Consider the following 23309-nt stretch of genomic DNA (forward strand, 5'->3'; position numbering starts at 1 on the left):
TCGTAGGCAACGGGTCTGCTCACTCAGCTTTTGCCGAGAGATGCTTGTTGGACTCGAGAACGTAAACCGGCCCGAGTGTGATGAATTGCACCTTGATATCTGGTTTTTTCGAACCCTTGCTTGAGTCTGTGGTCACCGTGTTCGCGCCCTTGTTGACGGTGAACGACATCGTGTGTGCCGGTAGGGTGCGCAGCCTGTTCCAGTTGTTATCATAAACCTGAACGGCATCGCCCCCTTCAAACGTCATGTATTCGCCGGGTTGGATCTCCCCCTCAACGGACAGCATCCCTTTCTTGTTGATCGTTATTTGCGGATTTGCCAGAGTCGAGGAGGTTTCCTCGACGCGGATCACTACCTGCGGTTGCTGCGCGTCATAGGGATTCAACAACTCCATTGTCGTCCCGGCCTTAATCTGCTGGTAACGCGGTATCGCTCCCCATTCCTGGTCGATATGAATGAGAGGATCTTCCCCCGAAGTCCGGCCCATGACGCGGTGGGGCGTATAGATATAGCCGTCCCTAGGGTCCTTGCTGAGCACCACAACATCCTCGCCATGGTAATGATTGCTGCCGGGCCGTCTCTTCATCTTGGTTTGAATGTAGGCGACGTCGGCATCATCATACACCGGCGCAAGCTCGATCCAGTATTTGAAGAGCTCAAGCGCCTCATCGATCAAACCGTACTTCTCGAGAATGTTCATGGTCAGGATGCCGCCGCTCCGGCCCCCCGTAAAGTTGGGTCGGCGACCGCCGAGCACAATCCTGTCCGCCACATCAAAGTGAATATCCAGCATATTGGGTGAGAAATTCCGTTGCTCCTTCGCGGAGCCGCTCCCCATCCCGTGCAGGCGGGGACCAATCCGAATCCCCCAATACCCCGTGGCCATCTTCGCGCGTTCGGCGATACTGAACATCTTTTCAAAATTGGCTGGGATGCCTCCTCCCACTCTGCTGCCCGTCACCGGCTGGTCCACCCGGCTGTACACGTAGTCGGTGTAATCGCGGAGATACCACGGCGCTTCGACCTTTTGACCAGTGCCGTCGAAGTGCAAATGCCCTACGTTCACCTCGTTCAGAAAATCACCGTAGGCATTTAAAACCGCTTCGGCCAAACTGTTGGGTTGACCAAAGTCGTCCGCAAAATGAACGAAACCATAGGAGTGGACCACACCCGCTATCTCAGCTCCGGCACGGTGAGATTTGGGCGTGGTTGCGAATTGCCCGCGTTCACAATCGGAAAAGATCCACACACCGCGATCGGCGTCGATCGTTATCTTATTCGCTTTGATGAGCTCGTTCCCGATACGGAGAAATCCAGAATCTCTTTTCCATACGTAATCTGGACCGGGTTTGAAGAGAAGGGTGGTGTCAGTCGTATCGATCTCTTCCACCAGCGTACCAGTCCCCCAACTCAGCAACCGAGTCTCACAGTAGGTATCCGAAAAGTAGCGTTCGTCATCGTGCCCCAACTGAGGAACAAGACTCTTGAGCTGCAAATGGGCGCCATGCTCGGCCAGGTAGTTGGAGTATTTAAGCAGGTCTTTTTTTCCATTTGGAAAGGCGTCCGCTGCAACACTTTCGTTGGAGAGTTTTCTAAGGGTGTACTCGCCTCGCCAGTCGGTGGAAAACATATAAACCCGATTGGCTCCACAGGGGATGACTAATTTTTCCGTCATCTCGTAGAGCTCCTTCTCATTTTTTGGTGAAATCCCCACCACAACCATCGTTTCAAACTTCTCCACCCAATGCTCCACCCAGGCCATCACATCGGCTTCGGACCACGTCTCCTGACCAGCCGGGCGCACCATGTGGCCGGCCGTCCCCTGGGCCGACCAGATCTCAGCCAAAACCGCATCTCGCTCGGTCCCGCTCAGCCTGCCATCGAAGAGCACCACACTGCCACGCGTCCCGTTAGGGCGCGGCCACCCCCAGAGATAGGGCCAATTCAGTACGGTATTTTTTCTTCTTCGATTATCTGTATTGGCCGTCATTAAATCATTAAGCGTATAAGCTGCGACGTCTGTAGAATTGAGCGTCAAACTCAAACTATAATTTCGGCCCGTTCCGATGCCCTCAGCGTCCAGTAAATGTATCGCCAGATGATTGGGATAGGTGTCGATTTGAAAGATAAAACTCGGCTTCCCGTCCGGATGGGATACCTTGATTGTATTGCCCGAGGTTGCAATCTTACTGAGAATGGTCTTCGTCACGTCCTCGCCATCGGTATAGCTGAGGTTAAACCCGGCGGAAGAACCGGACCGAAGCACATTCTTACCGCCCAGCACCAGTTTCGAGGGTCGTCCGGAAGTATCGAATGTGAGCTCCGATGCGGATAAGACCATTCCCGGCAGAACCAAACACAACAGGCAACAAATCTTTTTCATCATTAAACTGCTATTTATATTCACTATTTGTGTAATGTCTCAAAATCGAATGTTTTTCTAAGCATCCACCAAAATAGGATTGGCAAACTGCTCAGAACGCATCCGCAGGACGTTAAATCTGGCGTGATAACTGATGCTAGAACGAATACCCTGTCGTAGCAATACTCGGCACCCATGAATGTAAAGCTGTTGGGCCAGTTGAGTCATCCAAACCGAGGGACTGCTATTTTGACCGCATCGGGATAACAAGTGGCATTTGACGGTCGCTGCGAAGTCGCATGCCAAACTGTGATGCGCCAGTCAGTTGATAACGAAATTGTGAAGCATCAATATCGAAACCGGGGGCATTCACGCTGACACGGTAAACCTCCGACGGCAAGCCGGTAAAGCTGAATTCACCACGGTTCAGAACACGCGTCTCGCACCAGTCCCAAGCCGGATCGCGGCTCAGCCGCACTTTTACTTCACTAGGTCGTTGTGCGTCCGCAGGGAACGTCACTCGACCGGTCAGCGATAGACCGGCAACCAGCGTCAATTCACCCAATTCTGTCAATCCGCCGGAGTCGGTTGTTTCCAGCGATAGAGTCTTGAGTACAGGTGGATTTTGGATTAACAAATCCTCGCTGCGCGCCTCTTGGTTTGGTTCGCATAGTGTGTAGAGCACGTACTTCTGATTCGGTTGCAAGTCATTGAACTGGAAACTGCCTGTGTGGTCCGTCACAACCACGCTCTCGCCAACGAAGGATTCAACATTTCGATATCGTTGCACGATCCCAACGGATCGGTTCGCGACCATCGAGATCAAAAAGTTGCGAAGGAAAGTCAGCAAAGCCTGGCGACGTAACTTCCAAATCAAGCCCAAGCTTAGCATCCTGGCTGGTGATAACGAAACGACCCTCTGCATCCGTCACGGAAGCTTCATCGACTCCCGGCAAACTTCCCCACCAGCGTTTTTCGCTGGTCTTCGCTCCAGAAGGAGAGACAACTGCACCGGCCAGCGGTTCGCCCTGGTCGTCTAGTACGCGTCCGTTGAGTATCCGGTCGATCGGGAGGTTTGTGGGGATTGGTTCGAGCTTGACATCGAGCTGCGTCGTTTGAGGATCAGTCAATCTTGTCAATTGTGGCCGTCGTCCTGGAGCCATCACCAGCACACGAAACAGCAGACCCGAATCGAGTTCGTTAAATGAAAACCGTCCCTCGGAGTCCGTCGTCGTCGACTTCGCGCAGTCACGGTAGCATGAAGGACAGGTGAGGGCGGCTCCCACTCGGGGCCGCGCCGTGTAGATGTCGACGATGGCGCCCGCAATGGGACTTCCATTCTCATCCTGAACTTTCCCTGTGAGCGCTGCGTTTCTAGGGGCAACGGCAGCGACAGCTAGCATAATTATCATCAAAGCGGACATGTTGTTACTCCTCATCTTCTTGTAGTGATGGATCCAGCACGATACGAATATCCTGCTGATGGAGGTCGACGTCAAGTTTCGCAGGAAAGCGAATGGGGCCGCCTTTGGGGTTCGCGAAATAGGCCATGATCGAGAGCGGTTCATCAGGAAGTTCTTTCAAACTGAATCGACCTTGATGATCGGACTTCGTCCACGGTGGCGGTCCCGATCGTGTCATGCGAGCGAGATGCTGACCACTACGAAGTTGAGCGGTCACCGAAGCACCTTCGACCGGATTGCCATCGGGATCGACAACAACGCCCGCGAACGGTTTTCACTTCCCTTTCATCAGCGGCTTGCTCGTCAATGCTGCTGATCGAGTCGCATCGTCATTTTGGATCGCCGCCGGTTTGTTGAACACTCCTTCATCGGCTCGAGCAGTACTTAGTCGAACAGTACCAACCAACAACGAAGCGATTAGCATAAAGAGCCCGGACAGCAATAAGAATACGCGTGGCGATCGTTCACGCAGGGATTGTTCTGAATTGAGCAACATCTTGATTCTCCGTGAAAGTTGGCTGGGGCGATCATAAAAACCGATGGCACCCGCGATATTTGGGCTGCTCGTGTTTTTGGCAATAGACAAAAGAAGCTCTGAATACTCAATGCGATCAAGAGGATCGCCGGTAACTCCAGCGGCTCGATCATCGGCAACCAAGTCCTGGCAAATTCGCAGTTCGCGGCGGAGTATCCAGAACAGCGGCTGATACCAAAGTAAATACTGCCTCCAACCGAAAACCATCGGGGCCGTAATCTGCGGAGTCACATGTAGGCGCACGGAGTCACCTAGATCACCCGAAATTTGAGTCCAAATATCCAACACCGATGAGCCCGGCGACGGTGCATTCCGACATAGCTTTCGCAAACGAATCGCTCCAACGATCCATTCAAAGATGAAGTAACTTATTGCGAGACCGTGGCTCATCAACAAAATCGTAGCGGTAATCAACCAGACATCGAGTCGGTTTGAAGTCAAACTATCCGGCGGAGCCGCGATTCTCGCAATCTCGTTCACTTCACTTAACGGTTGCGGTGAAATGGTCTCCTCAAGTTGCTCGGTGGGACGCCTCGCGGTGGTGCGTGGCACAGAGACCTGCGGCGGAATGGCCACGTCAGTCGTGCTCGCTACTTTAGTGGCAGCGAGGAGTTCTTGGTCAGTCGAAAAAAGTCCCAGATGCCAGCCTGGCAGCGACGCAAAACAGACCAGCAACGGCACGAAGGTGCTGACAACAAGACTCATCACGATAAAATTAACGCGGTCAACCGGTTGCCCCAGCCGTCCGAGGATCGTTTTGGTCGCGATCAGCAGGATTGTTCCCGCGGTGGCGCACTCGATCCATCCAATCACCAATGGTTGTGAAGAAATCATCGAACTAATCCTTTGCCTTCTTCTTTGCAGATCGGGCTTTCGCGATCAATCTTTCGAGTTCACGCATCTCGTCGGTGGAAACGTCCTCGGCTTGCAGCATATTGAGAACGAGTTTATCGAGCGAGCCATCGAAGACGCGATTCAAAAACCGCGAGCTAACTTGCTCGATCGTGTGTTTGGGAGAATAGTACAGCACTCGCCCCACCGCTCGGTGCTTCACCAATCCCTTTTCGGCCATGATCCGCAGCAGGGTTTGCACGGTGGTAAACGCCGTTTTTTGTTGAGCATTCAATGCCTCATGGACATCTCGCACTTTCGATTCGCCAAGTTCCCAAAGCACCTTCAGGACGTCGAGTTCTCGCTCACTAGGATTCACATCTGCCGATTTCATTTTGCCCTCCCCTTTTGTATAACTAAACTAATAGTTCAGGTGTTTGGCGATGACTGTTAATGCTGGTAGTGAAATTCCCGCGTAAAAGGACCCGTCAGCAGTTGATGTTTTGAAACCTGTGAACAATCACAACTTCTTCTGTATCGATTCCTTGCCCCGCCGTCGACGCGGCTCTTCATACGACATATGCAAGCTTAGGGCGTTAAAAAAACAACTTCCGTATCTGACTTACTTGATAGAGGAAAGTTGTTCGTGAGGGACGCATCGAGAAAAGCCAATTCTTTCAGTTAACGTTATTTCGCGTCCGTCTCGAACAGCCTTCTTCGATCAATGCGGCAGGGGGCTCCTCAGCACATTGAACTACAGAGCCAACTTGACAAAATCTTCATTATTGCACTGTTTTGACCAAAACCAGAATTGACGCGAAAGGAATTGCCAGCCACGCCAGACGTCGGCACCAGCTGGCTAACCTTGGTGGCGATTAGCGAGAAGTGTCAAATTTCGCTCGTTTTTTATCCAAGCAATCCCCGCCGGCAGAGTCTAAGGTAACAAATACGAGAGTTTTCCTAATAGCTAATAGCTCCTGATCCGCTTTCACCCTGCCAGGTTTCCAAGTTTGACCTCGACAGACGAACCACCCGCACTCGAACAGGCAAATTCGGCGCACGATCCGTGCGCCGATGAACTGGTGCGCCGATGTTTGCCTCGAGTGCGAAGAATCGTCTTTTCGATGGTTTTGCACCACCAGGAAGCCGACGATTTGACGCAAGAGATCATGCTCAAGGCGATTCGTAGCCTTGGCGGATTCAAGGGCCAAGCAAGCCTTGCGACTTGGACGACTCGAATTGCACTGAACACGACTTACACGTTTTTGCAGAGACGCCAGCGACGATCGGTTGAACCGCTGCTGAGCGACCCGGCGGACCGATCGACAATTCGTTCGCCTGTCAATGTGATCATCGGGAAAGAACTCGATTACGAGATTCAAAAGTCGCTTAACCAACTGACACCCAAACTAAGAGCCGCGATGGTGTTGACGGCCATCGACGGTTTAACGCCCAATGAAGCGGCCGAAATCGAGCAGTGTTCCGCCTCAGCCATGCACAGCCGAATTCATGAAGCGAGAAAGCATTTGCGAAACGATCTTAAAGAGTATCTGCCCAGCGGTGACAAAAAATGAACGAGAACCAAGTTGATGATGTCGACGTGCTTCTTAACCAATGGGCGGAATTGCAACAGCCATCGGCGGAGCATTTGGAAGCTGTAAGGCAGCGAATCGAGGACGCCTTAAAAAATGATCCGGCGCATGCCATCGTCCTGCCTGCTGCAGAGCCGTCTCGCTGGCGTTCTGCGGCACCGTTGCTTTTGGCGACCGCTGCTGCATTGGTTGCGTTGATTTCGGCAGCCGTTTGGATCGGCCGTGATATCGATTCCAATGTGGGATCTAACCGCACAAAAATAGCGGCTGCCCCCGAGACGGACTCAATCGCCGAACCGATCGAGCGGTTCTCTGACGAACAACGCGAGCAGAAGTGGATTCTGCTTTGTGAGCTGGACCGCCTGTTCGACGGAAAACGTGTTTGGTTTGCTGAAACAGAATCCGATGTCGTGCTCGGGGGTGACGACAGGCCGCTCGCCAGCGATGTGGCGGCGGAGACGACGGTTGCGATGCGCATGGTGTTGGCGAAACGAACCTCCGCGACGAATCCGTGGGAACGAGTTTGGGCTGCGGACGTGATCTCACGATCCGATCAGGTGGTGCGATTTTTGACAGACGATCCGCAGCAACCGACGGCGTCGTTTACGGCATGGGCACACTTGTTGCCGGACGGACTCGTCGCTTGCGACGTGGATTTGAAGTGGGACAACGGAATTTCCGCACAGTTGAGCGACAGCTTATTGCTTTCGCCCAACGACACAACGCCCGGAGCATCCTTAAGCATCGATGGTGTGGAATACCGATTGTTTCATGCGGTTTCATTGTTAAAGGAGCCCCAAACGTGAGAGATTTGTTGCGTTCGATCCACCAACCAATCTGCGTTGCTCTGTTGTCGCTCTCGGCCTTTTGGTGCAATATTGGATGGACCGAAGAGTCGCTCGTGGCGAATCCGAATTCGGACCAAACCAGTTTCTTTTCGGACGAGAATGTCTCGTACCAAATTGATTTCGGAACGGAACAACCGATTGAGGGCGTTATTCAGTGGCAGCTAACGGTTCTGCATCGCACGTTTGGTCGCGGCGACATTCAAATTGATCTGAAGCCAGAGCAACGGAAAAGCGTGACGCTGAACTTCCAGATGCCGCACGTTAAAACGCATGTCATCCAAGAGTCAACGCTGTCACTCCGTCTCGCTCAAGCTGGCAACGGCGATGCGGTCACGATCTTTCAACGCGGTCTATGGGCTTTTCCTCGCGATGCATTCGCGGATCGCAACGCATGGCTCAACCAACTTGACCTGAGGCTTTATGATCCCGTTGGCGATACAGCCAAGGTTCTCGATGAAGCAGAAATCCCGTTCCAAGAGATCCGTTCGATAGCTGCTTTGGCCACGATCGAAAATGGGATCGTGATCATCGGCGAAGGCATCGAGGTGCAAAGTAACTCGGGATTGGCGGAAACACTCTTTTCGCTCTGTGCCGATGGCCAACGAATTCTGTGGTTTAGCCCAGCCAATGGCCACTTTGGAATTCCGGGTATCGGCGACGATTCTGAAAAAAAAAGACCGGACCATTTATTGTTAATGGGGTCTGACAGATTGTGGCAGTTAGACAAGCGGCTCGATACGTTTGCATGGACCGCAGAGGATCATCAAGGGGTTGGTTTGCAACTTGCCGACGAGGGTGGCCGGATCGTGATCAAGTTTGTAGAACCGCCCGATGGTTGGACGTGGCTGGAAGCCACATTCCGTGACACCGATGGACAGCTGATTCTATGCGGGCTGCAGCTGGCTGAAGTTTGGAATGTATCTCCGACGCCACGATACATGCTCGCACGACTGCTCGAGCAATTGGACAACTCTCAAAAACCCGAAGAACAGGAAACGGAAAAATGATCTCCCGGAAATCGATTGTGAAGTCAATATGGACTAGAGGTCTGCTGGGTCTCTTCTCGCTCGTTTGTTTATTGCCAGCCACTGCGCAGGACAAACCGGCAAAAAAGGCTGCGACGCCTATTTACCCCGTTGCTGTGTTTCCGTTTCAGGAACGAGGTCGCGAGGTTAGCGAGGTGGGGAAGCAGGTGACGGATTTGCTATTTGCGAACTTGGTCGTCAACCCCGAACTGTATCTCGTTGAACGCGAGGATTTGGCGAAAATTCTCCAAGAACAAGAATTGAGTGTTTCCGGCGTTGTCAATCCGGCATCCGCGAACAAGGTTGGACAATTGACGGGGGCGAAAATTCTAGTGACTGGCTCGGTACTGGAAGTGAACGGAAAACTTTACCTGGTCGCCAAAGTGATCGGAACAGAAACCAGCCGTGTATTGGGCGCATCGGTAAAAGGAAACGTTGGCGACGACTTGGATAGGCTCGCTGAACAACTCGGCGCCGAAGTAGGTAAGACGATTGTCGACCGAGCGAGCGACTTGGTTGCCCAGACCGTTTCGCGTGAGGATCGAGTCGCTGCTCTTAAGAAAGCGATGGGTGGTGCAAAGTTGCCTTCGGTCTTTATCCGTATCGATGAGCGGCATGTCGGGCAATCGACGATCGATCCGGCTGCGGAAACCGAGATCGCATGGTTCTGTCGAGAACTTGGCTTCGACGTGATCGATTCGGATCGAGGCAGCAAGGCGGATGCAGACGTGCTGATTGTTGGTGAGGGAGTGAGCGAATTTGCGGCGAGCAACGGGAACCTAAAATCAGTGAAGTCGCGATTAGAGGTGAAGGCTCTTGATCGAGAAACGGGTGCCGTCATCGCAATTGATCGTGACGTTGCGATTGCGATTGACCTGACCGAGCAGATCGCGGGCAAAGCGGCACTTCAAGACGCCGCCGCGAGTATCGCGTCACGTCTGCTGCCAAAACTTGCCAGCGACAAAAAGGATGTTCCTAAGCAAAATAGACGGAAATAACTAAAACTCCGACGCGGATACTTTAGAAACACAACGATCATGAACCGTCTTCCGTTTATCTATTTGATCTTCATTGGTGCATTGTTGTGCGGTCGCTTGCCAACGCTGCATGCACAGGACAATGAAACGCAAACGTATCGGTGGGCGATAATTGCTGCGGATGATGAATCACAATCGGTCGCCGACCTCTTGACCGTTCCCCTGTCGACGACCGACCGCGTGCAACTGGTCGAGCGTGATCAAATCCGCAAGGTATTGGACGAGCTAGCTTTGAACGCCAGCGGACTTGTTGCCAGTGGAACTGTTGATCGTGACCATGCGACTCAATTCGGCAAACTCATTCAAGCCGACGCACTGGTGATCATCAATTCGCCACCGGACCCGACCGCAAGTCGGCAAGATCTGCGAGTCAGGCTGATCGACACGCGTACGTCAATTCGTCTGTGGGATGCCCTGTTGCCTCGCCGCAGTATCGACGAAGAGATTCCGGCCATTATGACCGAGTTGCAGTCAGCGAGCGTGAAACTTTCTATTCCTCCCGAATCGATACGAGCCATTGGCATCACACCCATCATTAGTGGTGAGGCAGGGCATTTTTTGAAACCGTATTGTCGAACGCTTACGGCATTGATTGCGGCGGAGTTGTTTCGTGTACCGGAGGTGGTCGTACTCGAGCGAAGCGACCTGCAACGACTCACTGCCGAAAGCCAGCTCAGTGGAATGGAGCTGCAAATGCGAGGAGCGACACAGTTGCTGGAAATCAGTGTGCATCGCAACACAAACGGCGATGGCATCGTCGCTTCGTGTCGAATCTCAACGCCTGGGCACGGAGAATCGGTGGGCACCGAGATCGACATCGCAACTCGCGAAGCCGTCGATGCTCGAAAACCGATCGTCGATTGGGCGATTGAGAACCTAGACGTTGACAAAGGTAATCGCCAATCAGCTTCACCCGAGCAGGAGGCTCTCCGTTTTGATCACCGTGTACGCTGGACTCGCGGCGAGGATGCGGTTGCGTTTGCCGATGCCGCATTGGCGTTGGCACCGAGTCGAAAGCGGTTCGAGACAGCCGTCAACGGTAGAATGAAGCTCGCTGGTGAACATCGAGTCGCAAAACGGACTCTGCCGACGTTAATCGCCTACCAAGACTGGGCGGAACGACGACTGCAGTACCTGCAACAGTATCAACATGAATTTCGAGAGCCGACATATCGACCAATCTATTGGAACTTCGGCAGTCCAAACAAAGCCAGCACCGATGAGGAAAAGCGAATACTGGTTGAGAATAGCGATCTTGTAAAACGCATTCGACGATCCGAATATCAGCATGCTGCCGACAATCCTAGGGCGCGACTACTTGCCGTGCTGCAGTTAATCTATGTCGAACTAGAATGGACGCCTTCCGCATCCGACGGAGCAATGCAGGTACGCGATTTGCTAAATGAGGCGTTTCAATTGCGAGAGTCGGCAGGTGTGCCGCAGGATTTACACGACCCCTATTTCAATGAAATGATCCGCGTTTTGATGGTCGCGATTGCCCGTGTGCATGATCATACGATGAAAAAGAGCGGTCATTTACAAACAAGAGACTTCGACAGCTGGGCAAATGATTTGCTCAGCCTGAATGAAACCTTCGCAAAGGCAGCCATCCTGCGAACACGGACGTTTCACCCCGGCTCCGACGGGAAAAACGCAGCTCGCGAACTCGTGGCGTATCTGGACGAAATTCCGCTGGTCGACACCAAGCATGTTGACCTACCTTTACGTATCGCCGCACTTTCGAAAATTTCAGACGAGGAACTCTTTGCGTTTTTCAAGCGAATGCTTGACCAATCCGAAGCACTTGAGAACCCCAATCGAGTACTGGTGTTCCAAACCAACATCAGCGACCTACTAACGCGATTGACAACCGACCAAGCCACGACGATCGCACGCCGGATGATAGGATTGCTAAAGTTGGAACACGAATCAAACACCATGTTCACGACAACACAGATGCTAGCGTCACTCACTAAGTTTGTGCCAAGAGAAGAATCGCCATTCCAGCCGCTACCAGTGTTTCGTTTAGCCGAGGAGTCGGCGCCATGGCAAAACTATCGAACCGTGCCAATACAACTTGGTCGCTTTGGCAGATTGCCAGCGGCAATTGCGATCGATGGTTCTGCTAGTTCGAATCAAAAAAATGTTTATCTTGTTTGGTCGACGGCTGACAATATGGCGTCAATTCAACGTGTCGGCATTGACACCGGACTAGCCGAACCGTTTGGCCAGGATGTCCCCGGTTTTCGTCGTCACAAGCCGATAAAGATGGTGATCGGAAATGGTGCGGCTTTCTTGGTCGGCAATCGACCGGGGGTGACGATGGTTACGGCCAACTCAGTCAAACATTTCACGGAAGCTGACGGCGCTGCATCCGATCAAATCAAGGAGATCGCTTGGTGCAAAGACAGACTGTTCATTGTTTATGAAGCAGCGTTGGGAAGCTACGATCCGAAAACAGAACGGTTCGAACTACATGTTTCGTCCTCTTCCGTCGCCGCTGGCAACCCACTCGATTCACGCGGCTATTTTCAAATTCGACGAATGCTCACTGACCAAGACGCTGTTTGGCTATCGATCCATGATCGCACTGAACCGAAAGATCGCACTGAACCGAAAGATCGCACTGGCGTTTGGCGGTGCGAACCGTGGAACAACCAATATGAACAAGTCACCCACTATCCGGGCGATCTATCGTTGGGTGACGGCGGGATTTTGATTCACAGCAGCGCTGAGCCGCGTGTTTCTTGGGTCGACGGAGAGTCGTTGAAAGTCACAGCCATGCCCGATTTTGGATTTGCCAGCGCAACGAAGGGGCCTGGTCCGCCGAATTTTGTCAGCCCTTACGTCGGGCAGCCGATGCCGGAATACTCGTATCCCGGACCCCATTTGATCAAGGTTGGCGATCACCTGATCGGCATGAACTGTACTCTGTTCACTCGTGACGGCGAATCGCACAGGCTGGACTGTATGCCATCTTGGATGCATTGGCTTGGGTTGCAACGATTGGGCAAGGGCTTCATCACTCACTACGATTCATCCCGACGAGTTCTTTGGTACGTCGAACCGAAATAGTGATGCCGAGCGACGAACGTAGGCACCCCCTCTGGGCTATCTTCAATCGTCTTTCTTCATTCCATGAACGGTTACCGTTTGTCCCGGATGTTGCTGTATCACTCGAGATGATGGTCTGTCCCTTGTCTCATGTCCCTTGTCTCATGTCCCTTGTCTCATGTCCCTTGTCTCATGTCCCTTGTCTCATGTCCCTTGTCTCATGTCCCTTGTCTCACCCGTTCCTTGGCTCAACTGTTCCTTGGCTCCCCCCTCTGTCCCTTGGCTTCCCCCCTCATAGACATTATTTAAGTATTCATCAAGAGCTATCTCAATAGCCGTTGACAGCGGGTTTGCTCATTTGATAAACCGAGAGCTAGTCAAACCGAGCTTGGTGAGCCGAGCTCGGAAATCTGAGCATGGCGTCTAAATGCGTTTCGAATTCCCGCAAACGAGTTCTTTCGCCGTTCCCGCCGTGTTCTCCTTACCTCACAAGCTCAACCATGGAAGGTTGCTCTTATGGCCGATCCTAGCTCCGGCGTCCCTTTGTTGGACGTCAATCGTGATAACCGTCCTCTTCGGGATGAATTTGTCGAAGCGTTAACTGGAGTTGTCGACAGTGGTCGATTCCTTTTCGGTCCCGACGTGACGTCACTTGAAAGTGAAATTGCTGCCTATTGCCAAGTCGAAAACGCCATCGGATGTGCTTCTGGCAGCGACGCGCTGCTACTGCCTCTGATGGCACTCGGCATCGGGCCTGGCGACGAGGTAATCGTGCCAAGTTTTACCTTTTTCGCTTCGGTAAGCTGCATCACTCGACTCGGTGCAACACCGATTTTTGCCGATATTTGTCCTGATACGTTCAATGTTGATCCCGAATCGATTCGCGGATTGATCACAGACCGCACTCGCGCGATTATCCCCGTTCACCTGTTCGGTCAATGTGCCCAGATCGATCGGATCTGTCAAATTGCGGGCGATGACGATATACCTGTGATTGAAGATGCCGCCCAAGCGATTGGTGCAGCTTATCATTCTCGCCCCGCCGGAAGCTGGGGGGACGTTGGCTGTTTTAGCTTTTATCCAACCAAGAACCTTGGCGGGATGGGCGACGGTGGCATGATGACGACCACCAGCGCGGGCATGGCCGATCGGCTCCGCTTGTTCGCAGGACACGGCATGCGACCTCGCTACTACCATCAAGTCGTTGGTATCAACAGTCGTCTGGATACCTTTCAAGCTGCGGTACTTCGTGTCAAGCTACGTCATCTTGCCGACGCGGTTCACAACCGTCAAGCCAATGCCGATCGTTACACCCGGTTGCTGATGGAAGCAAACTTGGTGGCTGCCGATCAGGTGGTCGTACCAGCGGTCGACAAGAATGCGTTCCACGTTTGGAACCAGTATTCGATTCGAATTGGCGAAGGTCGCCGAGATGCCCTCAAGGCTTATCTGTCCGAGCGTGGGATCGGAAGTGAAATCTATTATCCGGTTCCGATGCACCAACAAGAGTGTTTTAATTACTTAGGGGTCGATCCGTCGACAATGGTTGAAACCGAACGGGCAAGTCGCGAGATTTTGAACCTGCCGATCTTTCCCTCCTTGACCGAATCGGAACAACACCAGGTCGTCAAAGCGATCAAAGGTTTTTATGCGGCTGGTGCGAAAGCCGCCGCATAGTCGCGGCACGCTTCGCGAATGCAACCGATATTCCCGATGGGGGAACTCTCTGCGAGTTCCTCTAGTGGACGGATCTGGCATCGCCCCCCTCGAGGTACATCAAGGTCTCGTTTTCGGGTCGTGGACGAGATAGAGTAGCCGCGTCTCTCCGAGACGCGAGGTACGTCAAGGTCCCGTTTTCGGGTCGTGGACGAGGTAGAGTAGCCGCGTCTCTCCGAGACGCGAGGTGCATCAAGGTCCCGTTTCGGGTCGTGGACGAGATAGAGTAGCCGCGTCTCTCCGAGACGCGAGGTGCATCAAGGTCCCGTTTTTGGGTCGTGGACGAGATAGAGTAGCCGCGTCTCTCCGAGACGCGAGGTGCATCAAGGTCCCGTTTCGGGTCGTGGACGAGGTGCCGAATCCTCTTGGACCGCTGTGCAGTCAGGGACTCGTAACCTCGTCCCCTACGACCAACGCTGATTTTTTATCTGACAAAGCACTAGCCGATCCAACGCTGCTCGGCGGTCACTCGGAAACGCGATCCGAAATAGATCGTTGTGGCACTGAGGCAGACGACTCCGACCGTCGCGAAGAGGGCAGGAAACCCATAGCGTTGGCCAAGCATCCCGAGCACCGGTGCTCCGATAATCGTTCCAAGGTCCAACATCATGAGTGCCAGAGTCGATCCGGTACCATGTGCGGAGGACGGAAAGCGAGCGAGCGTTAGCGAGACCATCGTATGGAACATCATCGAATGCCCCACGCCTCCGAGTAATGCGGGAACAACCAACATGGTCGCCCGCTGGGGTGTCACCAGGGCAAAGGCAAACATCCCAAGCGACATAAACAGGGAACCGACAATCAATACTTTTGCGGGTCCAATCAAGTCGGGTAGTCGGCGAAAACCAACGCGAACGGTAATTGCGACTCCCGCATAACACCAAAAATACAATCCGATCACCGAAACGCCGTCAATGCGCAGCGCTGCGGTATCAATAAAACTAGCGACAAAGATCATCGGTGCAGTGACGCAGATTCCAAAGGCAAAGTCGACAAGCAGAATGGTACCGGGCCAATAGCGAAATACGGTCGTAGCAAACTCACTCAACCGCGCCGGTCGCCGGTCACCCACACTGTTGGGAGCATGCAAAAAGAACAGCATTCCGGCGGGGATCAGATTGGCGACCGTTGCTGCGGAGAACAGCATTACGAAGTCAAAACGAACCCGATGATCGCTGCCAAGAAACAGATCCCCGAGAGCGGGCCCGAGCAGCATCCCCATAAACCCCCCAACGCCCAGAATGCCGATCGCTTCGGTTCGCCGATTCGCAGGCGCGGTCTGTGATACGAAAGTCAATCCACTGGCAAACACGATCGCGGCCCCCAATACGACGCCGCCTCGTAAAAGATAAATGGCTGGGCCGATTTCATCGACCAACAAGTTGCCGAGCGAGCTGAGAGCAAACACCAGATAGCCGACCGCCCACATTGCTCGAGCCCCAATCCGATTGATCCACTGAGCCATCCACGGGCGCAGAATCAACCCCATCAACGCCGCGGTTCCCATGATCAATCCCACTTGGCGAAGATCGCCGCCGAGAAATTCGATCCAGCGGGCGTAGTGGGCCATCAACGTGTTTGCCAGTACAAAACTCGTTTGACTGGCGACCGCCAGCAAAAAATCGCGGTCATAGAGACGCGTTTGCCCGGCAACGGAGACCCCGGCAACGGAGCCCCCGGCAACGGAGGGGGGGGCTGGAGGGCTAACCGCAGCTTGACACGGCGACTGTGAGCACAAGGGCTGCGAACGACGGGATAAAGTGGATGACATAAGAGCCAGGGACGATCAATCGAGGGGTTCAAGGGGGACGAAAAGAATAGCGGCAAATTGGCCGACTTGCACGATGGCTACTCGGCAGCTACCAAATAGTGGAAGGGGCGGGGGGAGTGGATCTTGTGAAAGATCCCCGTCCCTCAAGATCGTTAGCAAGATCCACTACCCCAAAACGGCACTCTAACCAACCCCCCTTTTTCGCTTCGCTTGTCTTCGACCGCAAACGCTTTGAGCTTCATGACATCGCCTTCTCCTCTTGATCTCCTTCGTCGCCATTTCGGCCACGATTCCTTTCGCCCTGACCAGCAAGCGATCATCGAACACGTGCTTTGTGGGAGGCATGCGATGGTGGTGATGCCGACCGGGATGGGGAAGTCACTCTGTTACCAAATCCCTGCTTTAACGATTCCTCCTGACAACCCTCATCGCGAGCTGGTATTGGTCTTGTCGCCATTGGTGGCCTTGATGCACGACCAAGTTTCGTCGCTTCAGAGAAAGGGGGTCGATGCGGCCTACATCAATTCGTCCCTCGACCGCTCAAGCCGCAACGACCGCTACCGTGAAGTCGCTGAGGGAAAGTACCGACTGCTTTATGTAACCCCCGAGCGTTTTCGCAAGGCGGAGTTTCGTGAAGCAATCGGCAAACGGTGCGTCAAGTTGTTGGCGATCGACGAAGCTCATTGCATCAGCCAATGGGGGCATGATTTTCGGCCCGATTATTCTCGCGTGATGGAGATCCGCGATAGGGTTGAGCATCCTCCGACGATCGCGTTAACCGCCACAGCGACGGCGGATTGCCGAAGTGATATCTATCGCCAAATTGGGATCGATGAATCCGACATTCGATTGTTTTATCAAGGTATTGAACGGCCGAATCTGACACTTGACGTGCAAAGCGTCCTCGGCGATTCCGAAAAACTTGAAGCGATGATGGAGTGTTTAAATGACCCCGCTTACTCCGGCGGCAGCGTCATCGTTTACTTTTGCTTGATCAAGACATTAGGCCGGTTTAGCGACGACCTAAGACGACTCGGCATCGATCATGATTGTTATCACGGCGATTTGTCGAGCCAAGACCGCAGACGAGTTCAAAATCGATTCCTGTTCGAAGACGGCGACATCGTCTTGGCAACGAATGCGTTTGGCATGGGGATAGACAAAGGGGACATTCGGATTGTCATTCATGCCGAAACCCCAGGATCGATCGAATCGTACTACCAGGAAGTCGGACGTGCCGGACGCGACAATCAACCGAGTCGTTGTTTGTGGCTCTATGACCAACAGGATTTGATGACTCAGATGCAGTTTATTGAATGGTCGAATCCAGACGCCGCGTTTTACGGTCGTTTGTACGACACCCTGGTTGAGCACAATGAATCGTGCCGAGCGTTCGGGTTGGAATGGCTTCGCGGTCGTCTTCAGCGACTTAGTCGTCACGATCACCGGCTCGCCACCGCGATGGCAATCCTTGATCGTCTGGACGTGGTCGCCGGTCCCCAGCCGCCCGAGTGCTTTGAGGTTACAGGGGCGTTACCGAACCAGCTAAAAAGTGACGAGGTACTTTCCGAGAAGAAACGCCGAGACCAGCAGCGGCTCTATGCGATGGTGCAATTTGCTGCAGCAAGCGGAGACCGGAAGGCGTTTTTGGCACGGTACTTCGAAGGAACGCACTAGCCCGGCGGATCGATCTGATACAACACGACGAGCAAAATGTCGCTGGCGGCAAACGTATTGAGCGGGCCTGCCGATGCATGGGGCGAAGACGCGAGGTTGCCCGTGATCGAGATGACCTTGGCACCGCTTTTTCGCATCCAGCGATTGATTTGCTGCTCCAAGTCGGCTAACTCGGTGTCAACGCTTTTGAAGATTTTTACTTGTTGCATTTTATTCCGCAGGGATGTTTTTCAGGGACAAAGGAGGCTCGAAACCCGTTTTATTGGCCAGCCCGTTCATCATACCGCCGGTCAATCAGGCTGCCAAACACGAAGTTCTACTTCGTCAATCATCGCTTCACCATCGCCCATCAGTTCGAACATCACACTGACTTCCGTCTCATCGATCGCCTGCCGGTACAAGCGAATCGGTGTCCAGGTTGGTCGGCCGCGAACGAGCACGCCCATCTCTTGGCCGCCTACGGTATCGTAAACGAGGACACCTTGATGAGCCCCGCCGAAGCCGATGGTACGAACGAGAGCATCAATACGAATGGCGGTATTCGCAGCCACTCGCACGGCGGGGCTGCGGACCTGCAGCACGGTTCCTTCAAATCCGCCGGAAAGCGGTTCATCGACGAGTGATACCGTGCGAGCGGTCAATGCCCCTGGTCCCTCATACGAACCTCGGTCAGCGAACAAAACTTCGCTACGGGCTTTGTCTTCGAATCGTTTTCCAAACGTCCAGCGATCTGCGGCAATCATATCACGGCTATCGAGCGATCCGGTCGTCAAATAATTGTGGCTCCATCCACGGTCACGCATCAATGGATACCAAACCGCTTGGACCTCGGCAGCCCCACAATCAATTGGTGGACAACTCGTCGGGCGGGGCCAATCGGGCATTAGTATTTCGCTCAATTGCCATTCACTACGAAGCGCCCAGGCGTCGGCACGGCGAGCCATTCGAATGCTCGCGTCGGCATCGCCTGCTCGGTAGAGCGGTTCCGCATCGGCAAGCGTCTTTTGGGCGACCGCGATCAAATCGCTTGGCGGCGGACGACTGGTTACCCTCGAAACGACCGTCGTTTGCCATTGGTCTTTCGTGCGGCGGACCAAATCGCCAGCCAGCTGCCAGCGATCAAGGGCTGCTTGTTTTGCGAACCGCGATGCGGATCGACTTAGATTTGCTCCGATGGCCGGATCGCTGCTAACGACAATCACCTCCGCCGCATCGGGCGAAACGATTTCAATCCGCGTTCCGGTGGTCGTTGTTTCAGGTGTTAACCGCTCGGCAGAGAAATGAGTCATGCGCCAAAACGTTTTGGTTGCATCACTTGGCGAAAGCTTCAATTCGATCGATTGACCATCTCCCGCTAGGACCTCGCTGCCGCGCATCGTTGATGATGTCAGAACCAGCACCTCCACACCATTCTTGGTCAATCGTGAACAGTGATAAGAGGCACCAGAGATTGCGATGGGTGGCGATGACGTTGCACCGGCAATCCACGGTTCGAGCATTGCAATCATGCGGTTGACGTAGCTGAGAGCCATCGAACGTTGGTTCTCAATTTCGGAGCCCGCGACCAGGGAACGTGTGGATCGATAGAGGATTGCGGAAGGAGCGGATTGTAGACTTCGCATCGCTTGCAGCCACATCGAGTGCCAGCGAAATCCGTTTGGCCGCGGTGCTCCGATCGAATCGGCAATCGACTCGGTTTGCCGCATCACAACTTCGGGTGACATGCTCATCACAGCGGCTGCGATCTGCATCTGGTCTCCCACCCGCTTTCGAAGACTTGCAAACTGTTCGACTTCTTCCGCGTCGGTGACCCCGCGCAATCGGATGGGCAGGTCATAAACGATGCCGTCAAGTGATTTTGCATAGCGAGGAAAGCTTTCCGACGGTGCGGCGATAAGCGGCCTCCGCCAAGCTGCCGGGAAAGCTCGCAGTCGCTGCGTCGCCGCCTCCACGTTTTCGACTTGTAACGAATCCAAGGCTTCGCCATGACCGAGATACCAGCCAGCAATCGGTTGCAGTAGCGGCGTTAACGCCGGATCGGGGGCCGTCGGTGGCGGACAATAGAGCGCAACGCGAGCATGAATTGCTTCGCTGAGGATCTCGGAGTTGGGCGGACGCGACAACAAGACCGCATCAAAGCCGAGCGAGCGGACCCATGACAATGGTTCGCCGTTGTGTTGGAGGATGCGTGTTACACGGCCAAACGGAAACGCGTTGCTTGGTCCGTCGCCAATCGAGGAATCGAGATTGCTAGAAAGGTCATCGATTCCGTTTTCCAATTGTCGGCGGGTTTGAATTCGATCCGATGCCGATACAATTTTTGTGGGCGATACTTCGCTCACGCTGACCAATCCGTCGACTCGCAATTCGTCGATCCGCAGCGACCGCAAACCGGCACCCATGTAGGCGTCAACAATCACCGCATCGACGTAAGGATCTTTCAAATTGGCGGCTGAGCCATATTTTTGGCGGAGCGAGAACTCCTTTGTCATCAGCGGAGCCTCGATCATGCCGACACCGATCGAAGCGAAACGACCGGGATCTTTGTAACTCGTGCCAAACACCACCACGGAAACCGCTTGGCGAGAATGATCTTCACGCAAATATGGAAAACGGACACGGAATCCAATTCGTGCTCCGGCCATGGCACTCATCACGGAAACGTTTGCCGTCAATCCATCGATCGGTAGGACAGGTTCAATCGGATAAGCAAGCAAAATCTCGCTACCGTGCTTGGCATCCACTGTCAGAATTTCACAAGGGCGTCCGTCCACTCCGCCATCCACCAGATGCTTGTGTTCGACGACGCGTGCGTCGCAATCGGAACTGTCCAAGTGCCAACGGGGGGGATAAGCATCAAGCGAATCGTAGATTTGGGCCGACGTTGTTGCGGGCTGGAAAAACGAGAGGCAAAGCAGCGTTATGATCGTAAAAAGCGTACTCGAGGCCGTAGAACGTACCGCTTGCCAAGTCCGAGCGACCGGCGGTATTTCGGTTAGGCTTTGATTCGCAGCAGACATTTATCGTTGACCTAGGGGATCGATTACGAAACAATCACATGCTCAGTCGTTGCTCGTGGAGTGAATCGCTCCTACACTGGCAAACTGCAGCGAGCGTGCGGTAAATGCGACGTTGTGTTGAAAAAAATCCACAACCGGTCGCCAGCCGCCTCAGTAGCACGTAACACCTTTGCATACCAAGATTTAGATCGCCAAAGCTAGGCGAATTTGTGTTCTTTTTTGCAACATTGCCTTTTGACAATCTCGATAAGGTTTCTGTCGTAACGTCTTGTCTGCAAACAGTTTGCGTTATCTACAACCAACTCCGCCAAGGAATCGGCACCTCAAATGCAATGGATGGCAAACAACGAAAATCGAACAACTTGCTGTTTTTTCCTCGGAGTAGACCCACGATGCCAAAGACCATCAAAAACGCTGACACGACCAACGAGCAAACCCCGGTTGAGCTTCAAGAAATGGCCGAAGCAATCAACGCGTTGCCCGCACGTTACCGCGACGCCGTCACGCCAGCTTTGACGCGGGTGATTGAGTGCAGCACTCGTCGTCGCCGAATTTTGAATTTGGTTCAAGAAGCATTGTCGCAATTGCGACTCGACATGAAGTACTTGATTTTTGATCTCGAAGCGACACGCCGCGAACGAGACAGCTATCGCGAGCAGCTTGAAGAACAAGGTGAGTAAAAGCGTGGGACAGGCTTCTAGCCTGTCGTCCCTCACAACCAGGCTGGAAGCCTGTTCCACAACAAACAGACGTGGGACAGGCTTCTAGCCTGTCGTCCCTCACAAACAGGCTGGAAGCCTGTTCCACAGTCAACAGACGTGGGACAGGCTTCTAGCCTGTCGTCCATCACAAACAGGCTGGAAGCCTGTTCCACAGTCAACAGGCTGGAAGCCTGTTCTACGGCCAACAGGCTGGAAGCCTGTTCCACAGTCAACAGGCTGGAAGCCTGTTCCACGGCCAACAGGCTGGAAGCCTGTTCCACAGTCAACAGGCTGGAAGCCTGTTCCACAGTCAACAGGCTGGAAGCCTGTTCCACAGTCAACAGGCTGGAAGCCTGTTCCACGGCCAACAGGCTGGAAGCCTGTTCCACAGTCAACAGGCTGGAAGCCTGTTCTACGGCTAACAGGCTGGAAGCCTGTTCCACGGCTAACAGGCTGGAAGCCTGTTCTATGGCAAGCCGTCTTAGGACCAATCGAGCCCGTAGGGCAAGCGATTTAAATTCTTGGACTCGGTTTCGCCGGCGACCAGCATATCCTCGACACGGACTCCGCCGTCGATTCGTCCGTAGAGGCCTGGTTCGATTGTAAAGACTTCTCCCTCTAGCATTTCACCACCTCCCTCATCGAGCAGGATCGGTTCGTGTACATCGAGCCCGATGCCGTGTCCGGTACCATGTTGGATGCTCGGCGCGTCGGTCAACGTACCACGTGATATCGGGTAGCCATGTTCGATCAGTACCGCTTCGGACGCTTGATGCACTTCGCTGGCTAGATTGCCAGCGACCAACTTTTTGTCGGCAGCTTGTTTTGCCGCGATGACGGCGGCATGCATCGCCTTGACTGTGTCGGAAGCTTCGCCATGCACAACCGTCCGCGTGCAGTCTCCGTTGTAACGAGTCGAATCGTCTCGCGGGTACAAGTCGACAATGACCGGGTGGCCTGTCGAAAGCGGCCCGGTACCGGAGTGATGGCAGTCGGCAACATGGGGAGCCGTGGCGATGATCGCACCGTGAGTCATGCTAAATCCACGCTGTAGAAATTCGATCGCGGCAAATCGCTTCATGTTTTCACTGGTCAGTACTTCACCATCGACGGTTAGAAAACCGTCGGCATTTGCATTTGCTCGAGCGATACGGCGAAGCATTATCTCCATCACCTCTTCGGTCGTCGCCTGAGCTTTGGCTAACGCCTCGATTTCCTGGTCGCTTTTTGATCGCCGATCGATCACGCCGAGCTCTTCGTCGTAAGCCAGTTCCATCTCGGCTTGTTGTAGGTGCCAAGCAAACAGGTAGGGCAACGACCGATCGGTCACGACTCGCTCAATTTTCTTGGACCGTAGCAGTTGGACGACCGCCTGAGCGGTTGCGGTTTCGCGATCGGCACTTAGGCCCAGTGGCGCGGGATGTTCGGCTGGACAAGTCACGTGGTCGGTATGGCCGGCTTGGCGAACTCGGTCCATTTCCAAGTCACGGACCAACGCCGTGGTATGCCCCTGAATGTCAACCCAAGCCGCGGGATCGCCAAGCGGAACTTGGATACGCCGAAACAGAGATGCGTTTTTGTCAGGATAGCCAGCGAGCAATATCGCAGTCGTGTTCATCAAAGCCTCAGGGTCGATCGTTAAATGGAGTAAGTGTTGGAGTCAAGTCTTTAACCGAT

19 protein-coding genes are annotated in these 23309 nt (G+C 53.7%); 8 read left to right on the top strand and 11 right to left on the bottom strand.

Going from position 1 to position 23309, the window contains the following annotated elements:
* Positions 1-19: 19 nt before the first annotated feature.
* The 6 genes from Q31b_RS03960 to Q31b_RS03985 form a co-directional block, all read right to left on the bottom strand.
* The gene (locus Q31b_RS03960) at positions 20-2386 is read right to left on the bottom strand and encodes a hypothetical protein (RefSeq protein WP_146598313.1); all 2367 of its coding nucleotides are present in this window, start codon (positions 2384-2386) and stop codon (positions 20-22) included.
* Positions 2387-2606: 220 nt separating this feature from the next.
* On the bottom strand, positions 2607-3152 hold the full coding sequence (locus Q31b_RS03965; RefSeq protein WP_146598314.1) for a carboxypeptidase-like regulatory domain-containing protein: 546 nt from the start codon (positions 3150-3152) through the stop codon (positions 2607-2609).
* Positions 3130-3786, bottom strand: a complete 657-nt coding sequence (locus Q31b_RS03970; protein WP_197170873.1) for a carboxypeptidase-like regulatory domain-containing protein — start codon at positions 3784-3786, stop codon at positions 3130-3132. The genes Q31b_RS03965 and Q31b_RS03970 overlap by 23 nt, the downstream gene beginning before the upstream one ends.
* A gap of 4 nt (positions 3787-3790) precedes the next feature.
* Entirely contained in the window at positions 3791-4042 is a 252-nt protein-coding gene (locus tag Q31b_RS03975) for a hypothetical protein (protein ID WP_146598316.1), read from the bottom strand.
* Positions 4043-4099: 57 nt separating this feature from the next.
* Positions 4100-5194, bottom strand: coding sequence for a M56 family metallopeptidase (locus Q31b_RS03980; RefSeq protein WP_146598317.1), 1095 nt, complete (start codon positions 5192-5194; stop codon positions 4100-4102).
* Between the two features lie 4 nt (positions 5195-5198).
* On the bottom strand, positions 5199-5585 hold the full coding sequence (locus Q31b_RS03985) for a BlaI/MecI/CopY family transcriptional regulator (RefSeq protein WP_146598318.1): 387 nt from the start codon (positions 5583-5585) through the stop codon (positions 5199-5201).
* 688 nt (positions 5586-6273) lie between these two features.
* On the opposite strand from Q31b_RS03985, the gene Q31b_RS03990 reads away from it, so the two are divergent.
* From Q31b_RS03990 to Q31b_RS04015, 6 genes are all read left to right on the top strand, one after another.
* Positions 6274-6765 (top strand): RNA polymerase sigma factor, encoded by a 492-nt coding sequence (locus tag Q31b_RS03990; protein ID WP_261343832.1) that lies wholly within the window; start codon positions 6274-6276, stop codon positions 6763-6765.
* A complete protein-coding gene (locus tag Q31b_RS03995) occupies positions 6762-7589 on the top strand; it encodes a hypothetical protein (RefSeq protein WP_146598320.1) in 828 nt (275 codons plus the stop codon). Before Q31b_RS03990 ends, Q31b_RS03995 begins: the two co-directional genes overlap by 4 nt.
* Positions 7586-8638, top strand: coding sequence for a hypothetical protein (locus tag Q31b_RS04000; RefSeq protein WP_146598321.1), 1053 nt, complete (start codon positions 7586-7588; stop codon positions 8636-8638). The genes Q31b_RS03995 and Q31b_RS04000 overlap by 4 nt, the downstream gene beginning before the upstream one ends.
* Positions 8635-9654, top strand: a complete 1020-nt coding sequence (locus Q31b_RS04005; protein ID WP_146598322.1) for a CsgG/HfaB family protein — start codon at positions 8635-8637, stop codon at positions 9652-9654. The genes Q31b_RS04000 and Q31b_RS04005 overlap by 4 nt, the downstream gene beginning before the upstream one ends.
* Positions 9655-9693: 39 nt before the next feature.
* Positions 9694-12768 carry a CsgG/HfaB family protein gene (locus tag Q31b_RS04010; protein ID WP_146598323.1) on the top strand — a complete coding sequence of 1025 codons (3075 nt, stop codon included), beginning with the start codon at positions 9694-9696 and terminating at the stop codon, positions 12766-12768.
* Between the two features lie 495 nt (positions 12769-13263).
* Complete coding sequence (locus Q31b_RS04015; RefSeq protein WP_146598324.1) at positions 13264-14424, top strand: DegT/DnrJ/EryC1/StrS family aminotransferase; 1161 nt, start codon at positions 13264-13266, stop codon at positions 14422-14424.
* Positions 14425-14902: 478 nt separating this feature from the next.
* Here the strand turns inward: Q31b_RS04015 and Q31b_RS04020 are convergent, their stop codons facing one another.
* Entirely contained in the window at positions 14903-16234 is a 1332-nt protein-coding gene (locus Q31b_RS04020) for an MFS transporter (RefSeq protein ID WP_146598325.1), read from the bottom strand.
* 240 nt (positions 16235-16474) lie between these two features.
* Here Q31b_RS04020 and Q31b_RS04025 point away from each other — a divergent pair, with 240 nt between their 5' ends.
* Positions 16475-17911, top strand: a complete 1437-nt coding sequence (locus Q31b_RS04025; protein ID WP_146598326.1) for a RecQ family ATP-dependent DNA helicase — start codon at positions 16475-16477, stop codon at positions 17909-17911.
* On the opposite strand, the gene Q31b_RS04030 is transcribed toward Q31b_RS04025, so the two are convergent.
* Positions 17908-18120 carry a hypothetical protein gene (locus tag Q31b_RS04030; protein ID WP_146598327.1) on the bottom strand — a complete coding sequence of 71 codons (213 nt, stop codon included), beginning with the start codon at positions 18118-18120 and terminating at the stop codon, positions 17908-17910. The two genes, Q31b_RS04025 and Q31b_RS04030, sit on opposite strands and share 4 nt — an antisense overlap.
* A gap of 81 nt (positions 18121-18201) precedes the next feature.
* Positions 18202-20931: a hypothetical protein gene (locus tag Q31b_RS04035; protein ID WP_146598328.1), complete on the bottom strand. Its 2730-nt coding sequence runs from the start codon at positions 20929-20931 to the stop codon at positions 18202-18204.
* A 392-nt stretch (positions 20932-21323) separates the two neighbouring features.
* Here Q31b_RS04035 and Q31b_RS04040 point away from each other — a divergent pair, with 392 nt between their 5' ends.
* Positions 21324-21611, top strand: coding sequence for a transcriptional regulator (locus Q31b_RS04040; protein WP_146598329.1), 288 nt, complete (start codon positions 21324-21326; stop codon positions 21609-21611).
* 32 nt (positions 21612-21643) lie between these two features.
* Here the strand turns inward: Q31b_RS04040 and Q31b_RS04045 are convergent, their stop codons facing one another.
* A complete protein-coding gene (locus tag Q31b_RS04045) occupies positions 21644-22075 on the bottom strand; it encodes a hypothetical protein (RefSeq protein WP_146598330.1) in 432 nt (143 codons plus the stop codon).
* Positions 22076-22113: 38 nt separating this feature from the next.
* Positions 22114-23250, bottom strand: a complete 1137-nt coding sequence (locus Q31b_RS04050) for a M24 family metallopeptidase (protein WP_146598331.1) — start codon at positions 23248-23250, stop codon at positions 22114-22116.
* Between the last annotated feature and the right edge of the window lie 59 nt (positions 23251-23309).

This window comes from Novipirellula aureliae (assembly GCF_007860185.1).
In the GTDB taxonomy this organism is placed as follows: Bacteria; Planctomycetota; Planctomycetia; order Pirellulales; family Pirellulaceae; genus Novipirellula_A; species Novipirellula_A aureliae.